Consider the following 9,757-nt stretch of genomic DNA (forward strand, 5'->3'; position numbering starts at 1 on the left):
GTTTCCGACCAGAAGACGATGCCGACCCTGAGCTTTGGCCTGCGGCGCTTCAGCCGCCGCACCAGAAAGCGCGCATGCTTGACGGAATCCCGGTTGAGGAAGCCGATGACGACCGTGTCGATCCCGTCGAGTTCGAGATGGCGCACACCGCCGGGCTCGATATCGGTGAAGCCCGCCTTCGTCACCGCGGCGCCCTGCACTTCCAGCACCTGCGCCAGCATGGCGGCCGCCGCATCGTCGAGTTCGTCGCGCCCGCCAGCGCATAGAACCGCAATGCCGGTTCCATCCGGCAGGTTCACCTCTTCAACCTCCTCGGCTTCCTTGTCCTCGCCAGGCCTGCGCTCGGACGCCTTGCGTTCGCCGGCCTTATCGTCGCCCGAGCCGGCGGCTTCCGGCTCGACCTCTTCCTCTTCGGCTTCCTGCTGGGCACTGTCGTCGAGGTTCGCCACCAGGGCCTCGGCGCTGCCGGCCACCAGGCGCCGCTGCTCATCGTCGAGGACGCCGCGCATGCGGTCGTGCTCGCCGAGCAACAAAGCAGGGATAGCCACCTTGTCGTAGAACTCGAACAGATATTTGTCTTCCAGGTATTCCTCGGCGTGGTCGGTCGCCTCGTCGGGGTCGCCGGCCAGGAGCCGCTGGTAAAGCCGGGCATGGGGCTCCAGCACCGGCTCGTTGCCGAACAGCACGTCGAGGAACTCGAATTGCGGCACATGGCGGCCGAGCACGACCAGGCAGACGGTGAGCGGCGTCGACAGGACCAGGCCAAGGGGGCCCCAGAGCCAGGTCCAGAAGATCGCCGCGACGATGATGGCGAGTGGCGACAGGCCGGTGCGCGAGCCGTAGAGCCAGGGTTCGATCACATTGCCGGTGATCAGCTCCATCACGATGAACAGGGCCGCCGTCCACAAGAGCAGCGCCCAGCCGGGTGCCACGGCCAGCGCCAGGAACAGCGGCAACAGCGCGCCGATAATCGGGCCGATATAGGGGACGAAGCGCAGCGCCAACGCGAGCATCCCCCACAACAGCGCATTGGGGATGCCCAGCACCCAAAGTCCGATGGTGATCGGCACGGCGTAGACGATGTTGACCACCAACTGCATCAAAAGATACTGGCCAACCCGCTTGCCGGCATCCTGCAGCGCCTGCGTGGTGCGGTGAAGATCGCCATAGCCGACCAGGCGGATGAAGCGGTCGCGCAGATCCTCGCGCTCCATCAGCATGAATATGACCACGACGATGACCAGGCCGGCCGAGGCGAGCGGGCTGAGCAGCGGCGCGATCAGGTTCTGCAGCACCTGTAGCGGCTTTTCATGCGCGACGATCTCGACCGGGATCGGATCGCGCTTCGGCGTCTCGGCCGCCGATGGCAGTTGCGGCTCCTGGCGCTCGATCTCCTGGCCGACGCGCTCGATCACCCCGCTCAGCCTGGCGATGATGCCGCCGCCGAGGCCGCTTTCCTTCAGCGCGCGGATCTTGGTCAGGATATTGATCTGATAGACGGGGATGTTCTGGGCGAGATCGCTGACCTGCGTGGCGACGACGAAGGAGAACAGGGCAAGGGCGGCGAAGGCGCCGAGCACGCTGGCGACGACGGCGGGCAGGCGGGGAACCCCTGCGCGCTTGAGCGAGGCGACGACCGGCGCGATGGCGAAAGTGAGCAGCAGCGCGACGGCGATCGGCAGGAAAACCTCGCGACCGAAATAGAGCGCCGCGACCGTCGTCACCACGGTGGCGACCGTCGGCAGCACCGTGCGCGGATGGCCCCGCGATGCAGCAAGCAGACTTGCCAGTCCCGGCTCCGACGCTCGCATGCCGTTCCGACGATTCACCTGATGCCTCCGCCCTGCCAATGGCCATGATCGGCCATATTTAGCCGGCAGGCAACGCGCTCGCCCACCGCCCGGTTCCGATGGGCGGCGGCAAAGCCGCCGATCTCCTCGCTTGTGGGGGAGATCAGCAGCTTTTGCGCTCTGTCACTTAACCGGGATCATCAGATGGGCGTAGGGCGTGCCCGGCCACATCACATAGGGCTTCGAAGTGTCAGGCTTGGGGTCGGAAGGATAGCCCTTCATGACGTCCATGGCATTGACGATCATCACATGCGGGCCGGTCTCTATCCAATTGTTGCCTTCAGTGGGCGCAGTCGCATAGGGGTCGGTGTTGCTGCCGTCGGTGCCACCGGACAGCATGTACATGAAGCCGACCTTGCCCTTGGGCGGATCCTTCTTCTCGACCCACGCCATCGCCCATTCCATCGCGTTTGCATCGCCGCACATCGGGTCCGGGCCGGGCGAAGCCGGGTTGTCCGGCATGCACCAGAAGCCGTTCTTGCCCTCGCGCACCGTGCGCATGGTGCCCTTGTCATCCATGGCGTAGATTGCGGCACCGCTCGCCACGGCGGCGGGCGCGGCGGACTCGGCGCTCTTGATCAGCGCAGCATCGTCGGCGGCTGCGCCTTGCATCGCAATCAAACTGCTCGCTGCCAATAGCGCAGCGACCGTCAGAAGCCGTTTCATGGCCGTTCTCCGGTTCGAGTTGATCTGTTGTGCATGATGTCGGACGCACGGCGCTCCCAGCGCCGTTTGTCGGTGATCAAATGCTAGCAGATCGCACGTTTCCGGACAACGATACTTTAGCGCTCCCTAACATTCGGTGAGTTGGGTCGTGGGTCCCGGCGCCGGCCCAGGCGGTGCTTTCGCGTGCCCGCCGGCGCGGCCGCCTCAGCCCACCCTGACGACAAAATGCTTGGTCACCGGCTCGATGATCTTCCAGGTTCCCTTGAAGTCGGCTTCGATCACGAAGGCATCGCCCGGCCCGACCTCGACCGGGGTTCCGCCGTCGGGCGTGATGATGATGCGGCCGGCGATCATGTGCACGAACTCGTAGTCGGTGTAGGTGGCATGGTAGGTGCCGGGCGACGCCCGCCAGGTGCCCGAAATCACCTTGCCATCGGCGGTGGTGTGTTGCACGGCGGTCTGCATGGTCGGCCTGCCCTCGACCACGACCCAGCCCGGCAGGTCGCCGGCCTCTGCATGCTCGATGGCGCCGAATTTGAGGATGGTGGTGTCGGTCATGTTGAGCTCCCATTTCGGCCGATATTGGCTGAGCGCGAATAGCCGATGCGCGAGGCACGGGCAACGCGAAGGCCGACCGCGAATGTCGGAGACTGGCGAAAGCGCCCTTGCCTTCTCCCCCTGTGGGAGAAGGTGGATCAGCGCGCAGCGCCGAGACGGATGAAGGGTGTTCCCAGCTTGGCGCAGCTTACCCACTCACCCGGATTGCCAACCGATTTTTGAAGAAAAAATCGGGGCAATCCGACCTCTCCAACAAGGGCGAGGTAAGAGGCGCCCCTCCCCTTATGTTGCACTGCGTTAAATATGTTGCATTGCGATATCGGCGCTCAGGGGCGAGTCTGTTCCTGGGTGGGCTGCCAACGACCAGTACGAGGCGTCGTCTTGACAGCACAGTTCCCGGCCTCGGCTTCGTTCCGGCCCGACATAGAAGGCCTGCGCGCGCTGGCGGTGGCTGGCGTCATCGCCTTCCATTTCGGGCTCACGGCGCTCCCCGGCGGCTTCACCGGCGTCGACATCTTCTTCGTCATCTCGGGCTATCTGATCACCCGCCATCTCGTGAACGAGATCGGCGAGACCGGCCGGCTCGACCTCTGGCGCTTCTATGCGCGGCGCGCGCGCCGGCTGCTTCCGGCCGCGCTGTTCGTCATCCTTGCCACGCTGGTCGCCGGCGCCGTCATCCTGTCGCCGGAGGAGCAGTCGCTCTATTCCAAGGGCGCCATGTTCGCCTCGGCCTACATGATCAATCTGTGGCTTATCCGCTGGTCGTTCGACTATTTCGCCGCCGACGCCGCCAACAACCCGTTCATCCATTTCTGGTCGCTGTCGGTCGAGGAGCAGTTCTACCTCGCCTGGCCGGCGCTGCTGATGCTTGCGGCATGGTTGAGGCCGGGCAAGCGGGCGGTGATCCTAGTCATCGGGCTTGCCGGCCTTGTCTCCTTCGCCGTCTGTGCCTGGCTGACCACGGTAGCCCAACCCTGGGCCTTCTATTTCTCGCCGTTGCGCGCCTGGGAGTTCGCCGCCGGCGGGCTGGCAACGCTCGTGCCGGCGGCGGCCTTGCGGCAGCGCCGCGGCCTGAGCGCCGCCATGGCCTGGGCGGGCCTGGCGCTGATCGCCATCGCCTATCTTTGCTTCAGCGAGGACGCCCCCTTCCCCGGCCTGCCGGCTTTGGTGCCGGTGGCCGGCACTGTCCTCATGCTGCTGGCGGGAGCGGCCGGCGCCAGGAACGGCCTCAGTGCCGTCCTGGCGCTGCCGCCCTTGCAATGGGTCGGCAAGCTTTCCTATTCGCTCTATCTCTGGCACTGGCCGGTCATCGTCTATGCCGGCATGCTTACCGCCGAGCTCTCCACCGTGCAGCGCCTCTTCTGCCTGGCGCTGACGCTGGCGCTGTCGGCCTTCACCTACCTGTTCATCGAGAACCCGATACGCCGCAATGGCTGGCTTATGGCCAATGCGGCGCGGGCGCTGGTGCCGGCCGTCCTCCTGACCGGCACCGGCGTCGTCGCCGCCTACGCGAATGCGCGACTGGCCGTGCACGACCTCGACCCCGAGCAGCGCGTCATCGCCGAAAGTGCGGCACGCCCCTCCACCGCGCGCGCCAAGGGCGGCTGCGTGCTCGATTTCGAGACCGTCAAGCCCAAGCCCTGCGTGTTCGGCGCCAAGGATGCCGAGGGTTCGGTCGTGCTGTTCGGCGACTCGCATGCCGATCATTGGTCGACGCCGCTGATCGAGGCGGCAAGCAGGAACAACTACCGCGTCGTGACCTATCTCAAATCCTCCTGCCGTGCCTCACGGGTCACGACCTGGAACTGGCGGCTGAAGCGCGACTACACCGAATGCGACCGGTGGCGGGAGCAATCGGTCAAGGACATCATCGCGCTGCATCCGCGCATGGTGGTGATCTCGGAATTCTCGATCGGCAACGTGATGAAGGAATCGCCCGAGGAACTGAGGCACGCCGATTGGAACCAGGAATGGAGGGCCGGCCTGCACTGGACGCTCGCGGCATTCAGCCGGGCCGGGATCAAGGTCGCGGTGATCAGGGACGTGCCCTACAATGGAAACTATGTCGACAAATGCGTGGCGCGGGCGCTCTGGCGCGGGCAGCCACCTGAGGTCTGCGATACGCCGAGGATCACGGCGGCGAACGACGATATCGCCGCGGCGGAGCGCGACGTCGTGCGCAGCGTGCCCGGCGCCACCTATGTCGACCTGACCAGCCAGTTCTGCGACCAGACCACCTGCCACGTCTTCATCAACGGCAAGCTCGCCTACCGCGACCGCCATCATCTGGCGACCCCCTTCGCGGAATCGCTGGAGCCTGTGGTGGAAAAGACAGTGCTGCGGCAGGTGCGCAGTTAGGGGCGAGAGCCGTACCTATTGCGGTCTTTCAGCTGCGAGCGGCGTTTGCCGGAGCTGCGTCAGGATCGGAAAGCGCGTGCCAGCTGTGCGCACCGCATCAGACGGTTTCGAGCCGGCTGAACCGGACCGGAATGAGTTTGCGGGTCTTGATCTGCCCTGCCGCGGCCTTGTCGATAACAGTCAGAAACTGAACGTCTTCGGCCACCAGTGGCAGAACCAGACGTCCCCCTGGCTTGAGCTGGTCGAGCAGAGCCGGCGGCGTCCGTTCGGCCGCCACGCTCACCAGGATCTTGTCGAACGGAGCGTGCTCGGGCCAGCCGCGAGACCCGTCCCCGACACGGATGGCGACGTTGGAGAAGCCAAGGCCCCGCAGCAGATCCTCGGCCTGGCTGGCGAATTCCTCGATGATCTCGACGCTCCAGACCTGTCCGGCGAGTTCCGCGAGAATCGCGGTCTGATAACCCAGTCCGGTCCCGATCTCGAGCACTGACTCGTGGCGTCGGGGAGCAAGGAGATCGGTCATCAGAGCGACCATGAAGGGCTGAGAGATGGTCTTGTCGAAGCCGATCGGCAGCGGCATGTCCTGGTAAGCATAAGGCGCGACCGAGGCCGGCACGAAGAGATGTCGCGGCACCCGCAGCATCGATGCCATCACCCGCTCTTCGAACGTTGCCTTGCCGAGTTCGTCGCTTGTAAGGTCGGCGAGGATCGCAATCATCTCGACCATGTGCCTGCGTAGGATCGCAAGGTGCTCTTCGTTCATCGGTTTCATCACGGTGGAGCTTTCCTCGACCAGTCTGCTGCCAGATCGTTTTATACCCTGTTCGTCCTGTCACGGTCACGCCCGCCATTGGCGGGGCCCGACGGCGCGAAGCGGTCATGCGCGAACGTCGCCCTTTGGAGCTCGGCGCAGCAAGCCGATGCGCGTCCCGTTCCGCCGGCAAACGCTGGAACAGATCGAGCGGTTCCGGGAAAATGACGGATGCATGCCGCCAGGCGGCAACGAATGACGCGGCCGGGCGTTTGGGCGGTGTCGAGAAGCTGGAGCCAAGCTGGCCGGAAAGCGGCTCTTTGGGGCCGGTGGACCTCGAGATTTCCGTTTCTCGGCCGCACAGGCGATTGGATCGCCAGGGAGAAGGACATGGCTGCGGGTCACACCAAATCAGACGGGCCGGACCTGGCTCAGGGCATCGCGTTCTCCGACCTTGCCGATGGCGGCAAGCTGGTCGGCCACTGCGGCGATGAAGAAGTGCTGCTGGTGCGCCGCGGCGCCGAGGTCTTTGCCGTCGCGGCGTCCTGCACACATTACGGTGGGCCGCTCGTCGACGGTCTTGTGGTGGAGGATACCGTGCGGTGTCCCTGGCATCACGCATGCTTCGATTTGCGCACCGGCGAGGCCTTGCGCGCGCCAGCCCTCAGTCCGCTGGCCTGCTGGTCGGTGGAACTGCGCGATAACAGGATCTTCGTGGGCGAGAAGCACAAACGGACGGCAGCGAAGCCGCGCGATGGAGGCTCCGACCCGGCGAAGATCGTCATTGTCGGCGGCGGCGCGGCCGGATTCGCGGCGGCCGAAACACTGCGGCGCGAACGCTATCAAGGCAGCATCGTCATGCTCAGCAACGACGAAGCGCCGCCGGTAGATCGGCCCAATCTTTCCAAGGACTACCTCGCCGGCAAGGCGCCGGAAAGCTGGATTCCGCTGCGCGGCGAGAGCTTCTACGCAAAGAACGATATCGACCTGCGTCTCAAAGCGGACGTTGCCGGCATCGACGTGCGTTCCGGCGAGGTCGTGCTCGCCGACGGCGCCCGGGTCCGCTACGACCGGCTGCTGCTTGCGACCGGGGCCGAACCGGTGCGCCTCACCATTCCCGGCGCCGACCAGCCGCACGTCCACACGCTGCGCTCGTTCGCAGACAGCAGGGCCATCATCGAGCGGGCCACGGGTGCGCGCCGCGCCGTGGTGCTTGGCGCCAGCTTCATTGGCCTGGAAGTTGCCGCGTCCCTGCGCACACGCGATATCGACGTCCATGTCGTGGCGCCGGAAGAACGGCCCCTGGAGCGGGTGCTCGGTCCGCAACTGGGCGACTTCATCCGTGCCCTCCATGAGGAGCATGGCGTTGTGTTCCATCTCGAGGACAGCGCCAGCAGCATCGATGGCGGCAAGGTGACGCTTACCAGCGGCAAGACGCTGACGGCCGACCTGGTCGTCGCAGGTATCGGCGTGCGACCGCGGACCGGGCTTGCCGAACAGGCAGGGCTTATCCTTGACCGCGGTGTCGTCGTAAACGCCTTTCTGGAGACGAGCGCGCCTGGCGTATTCGCCGCCGGCGACATTGCGCGATGGCCAGACCCCCGCAGCGGCGAGACCATCCGGATCGAGCATTGGGTGGTTGCCGAGCGGCAGGGGCGAACCGCGGCGCTCAACATGCTCGGCCGGCGCGAGAAATTCGAAGCGGTGCCGTTCTTCTGGAGCCAGCATTACGATGTTCCCATCAACTATGTCGGCCATGCCGAAAAGTGGGACGAGATCGCGGTCGATGGCGACATCGGTGCCAGGGACTGCCTGCTGCGCTTCAAGCGCGACGGCCGCACGCTGGCCGTCGCCTCGATCTTCCGCGACACCGCGAGCCTGGAGGCCGAGGTGGAAATGGAGCGGGAGATGACTGCCGTGAAATCGTAGGCGGCACCCCGCGATGGCTTGCGAGGCACCCTGAGCACCATCAATGCTCGCCAGCCTCAAGCAGGGAATGGCTGTGGCCAACAAAAGCGAGTGTCGTAGATAGGCTTGGATCTATTCGAGAGCCTTCATCAAGGCTTGGGAGTTCTGGCGTGCAGCCTCCCAACCCAGCGCCTGCCGGGCGAACTTCGCACCAAGGCGTATCAGACCGGAACTATTTTTATCGGAACAGCACCGCGTCTCAGGGGTTTTATTAGATCAGCATTGAAAAGGAGGTAGTCATGAAAAAGCTCCTGCTCGCCTCCGTCATCGCGATTGCGTCGGCGGCGGCTATGATCAGCCCGGCCAGTGCCGACAGCCTGCGCCTCGGTATCGGCATCGGCCCGGCCTATGACGATGACTATTATGGCGCCTATCGCCCCTATTACGGCGACCCTTACTATCGTCCGCACTACCGCTACAATGTCTACGACGATGGCTACAGGCCGCGCTACTACATGCGCCACCACCGTCATTGCTGGACCGAGTACCGTAAGCACTGGCGCCACCACCACCGCGTGATCGAGAAGATCCGCATCTGCGAACGGCGGTGGTAAGCGTTGATACCGCCTCCCCTTCTCCCCTTGCGGGAGAAGGGCGTCGCGCTTGCAAATCCCCGCCCACATGGCATCTGATCTCCACCCCGCGACGAACTGCTCAGGCGGCCTGCGCGTCCTTTCTGGTTCCATCCTTCGCCGTGACCGACATCCTCTCATCGGCACGCTGAAGCGCGGCGGAACCCGCTTGCCGCTCGGCATCCTGTCTGCGGTGGGCACGAGCAACATTGACGCCCCTTGCCGCTACCGCGCGGCAATCTCTTCCTCATGGGGCCAGATCCACACCGACGAATATTAGCGATTGGGAACATAGGTCTCCTGCGGTGCGTTTAGCCGATGATCACCCTTCAGGAGGAGGTTGCCATGAAAAAACTGCTACTTGCTTCAGTGATCGCCGTTGCCACCGCGGCAGCCACGGTCGCGCCGGCGGATGCGCGCGGATTGGGATTTTTCGGTCCCGCTTTCGGTCCGTTCGGCGGCCCGTTCTACGGCGGCCCGTTCGGTGGACCTTTCTATGGTGGACCCTTCGGCGGACCGTTCTATGGCGGCGGACCGTTTTACGACTATGGCGGCCGCTATTACGGCCCGCGCTATTACCGTGACTATTATCCCGGTTACGTGGTCCGCTATCCGCACCGCTACCATTACCGGCACCATTACCGCCATTGCCGCGTGAAGTGGGTGAGGCACTGGCACCATCACCGCCGGGTGCTGGAACGCGTGCGGATTTGCCGTTACTGACGAGGCGGGCAGCTTCGTCATCCCGGCAGGGAGCGAGGCTCTCTCGTCAACCTCGGGCTTGACCCGAGGGTCGATGCCGCCAGTCGTACAATGCGGCGGATCAGAATTCCGCTTCGCCGCAACGCTCACAAGTCACGGCATGGATCTCAGGGTCTGGGCGCGTCGCTTCGCTCCTTGCTTCGCCCTGGATGACGACCGCGAAGCTTGTGCGCGCCACCTCCTCCGCCTTGCAAATCCCTGCCAAAATGCCATCTAGAAAGCCGGCACTCAGGAGACAAACGCGTGACGCAGCGAAGCGGCAGCGCCCAGAC

The 9,757-nt window shown here is 64.8% G+C and carries 9 protein-coding genes; 4 read left to right on the forward strand and 5 right to left on the reverse strand.

Annotation, left to right across the window (positions count from 1 at the left end; genetic code table 11):
* The 3 genes from EN745_RS22175 to EN745_RS22185 form a co-directional block, all read right to left on the reverse strand.
* On the reverse strand, positions 1-1,811 hold a 1,811-nt coding region (locus tag EN745_RS22175), incomplete at its 3' end, for an AI-2E family transporter (protein WP_145992094.1).
* A gap of 162 nt (positions 1,812-1,973) precedes the next feature.
* Positions 1,974-2,516: a hypothetical protein gene (locus EN745_RS22180; RefSeq protein ID WP_127400134.1), complete on the reverse strand. Its 543-nt coding sequence runs from the start codon at positions 2,514-2,516 to the stop codon at positions 1,974-1,976.
* A gap of 204 nt (positions 2,517-2,720) precedes the next feature.
* Positions 2,721-3,074 (reverse strand): cupin domain-containing protein, encoded by a 354-nt coding sequence (locus EN745_RS22185; RefSeq protein WP_127422254.1) that lies wholly within the window; start codon positions 3,072-3,074, stop codon positions 2,721-2,723.
* Positions 3,075-3,455: 381 nt separating this feature from the next.
* Here EN745_RS22185 and EN745_RS22190 point away from each other — a divergent pair, with 381 nt between their 5' ends.
* Positions 3,456-5,432, forward strand: a complete 1,977-nt coding sequence (locus EN745_RS22190) for an acyltransferase family protein (protein ID WP_245487788.1) — start codon at positions 3,456-3,458, stop codon at positions 5,430-5,432.
* Between the two features lie 97 nt (positions 5,433-5,529).
* Here the strand turns inward: EN745_RS22190 and EN745_RS22195 are convergent, their stop codons facing one another.
* Positions 5,530-6,204: a protein-L-isoaspartate(D-aspartate) O-methyltransferase gene (locus tag EN745_RS22195; RefSeq protein ID WP_127422256.1), complete on the reverse strand. Its 675-nt coding sequence runs from the start codon at positions 6,202-6,204 to the stop codon at positions 5,530-5,532.
* A gap of 369 nt (positions 6,205-6,573) precedes the next feature.
* Between EN745_RS22195 and EN745_RS22200 the strand changes: the two genes are divergently transcribed.
* From EN745_RS22200 to EN745_RS22210, 3 genes are all read left to right on the forward strand, one after another.
* Positions 6,574-8,112 carry an FAD-dependent oxidoreductase gene (locus EN745_RS22200; protein ID WP_127422257.1) on the forward strand — a complete coding sequence of 513 codons (1,539 nt, stop codon included), beginning with the start codon at positions 6,574-6,576 and terminating at the stop codon, positions 8,110-8,112.
* A gap of 278 nt (positions 8,113-8,390) precedes the next feature.
* On the forward strand, positions 8,391-8,705 hold the full coding sequence (locus EN745_RS22205) for a hypothetical protein (protein WP_126055361.1): 315 nt from the start codon (positions 8,391-8,393) through the stop codon (positions 8,703-8,705).
* A 363-nt stretch (positions 8,706-9,068) separates the two neighbouring features.
* Complete coding sequence (locus tag EN745_RS22210) at positions 9,069-9,446, forward strand: hypothetical protein (RefSeq protein WP_127406893.1); 378 nt, start codon at positions 9,069-9,071, stop codon at positions 9,444-9,446.
* Positions 9,447-9,546: 100 nt separating this feature from the next.
* Here EN745_RS22210 and EN745_RS36570 read toward each other — a convergent pair.
* The coding region (locus EN745_RS36570; RefSeq protein WP_210213768.1) for a hypothetical protein at positions 9,547-9,757 on the reverse strand (211 nt) is incomplete at its 5' end.

It is taken from the genome of Mesorhizobium sp. M4A.F.Ca.ET.022.05.2.1 (assembly GCF_003998845.1).
Lineage (GTDB): Bacteria > Pseudomonadota > Alphaproteobacteria > Rhizobiales > Rhizobiaceae > Mesorhizobium.

Bases quoted from the DNA above. Each gene is read 5' to 3' on its own strand.
- EN745_RS22180 (WP_127400134.1), bottom strand. From the start codon at position 2,516: ATGAAACGGCTTCTGACGGTCGCTGCGCTATTGGCAGCGAGCAGTTTG.
- EN745_RS22185 (WP_127422254.1), bottom strand. From the start codon at position 3,074: ATGACCGACACCACCATCCTCAAATTCGGCGCCATCGAGCATGCAGAG.
- EN745_RS22195 (WP_127422256.1), bottom strand. From the start codon at position 6,204: ATGAAACCGATGAACGAAGAGCACCTTGCGATCCTACGCAGGCACATG.
- EN745_RS22200 (WP_127422257.1), top strand. From the start codon at position 6,574: ATGGCTGCGGGTCACACCAAATCAGACGGGCCGGACCTGGCTCAGGGC.
- EN745_RS22205 (WP_126055361.1), top strand. From the start codon at position 8,391: ATGAAAAAGCTCCTGCTCGCCTCCGTCATCGCGATTGCGTCGGCGGCG.
- EN745_RS22210 (WP_127406893.1), top strand. From the start codon at position 9,069: ATGAAAAAACTGCTACTTGCTTCAGTGATCGCCGTTGCCACCGCGGCA.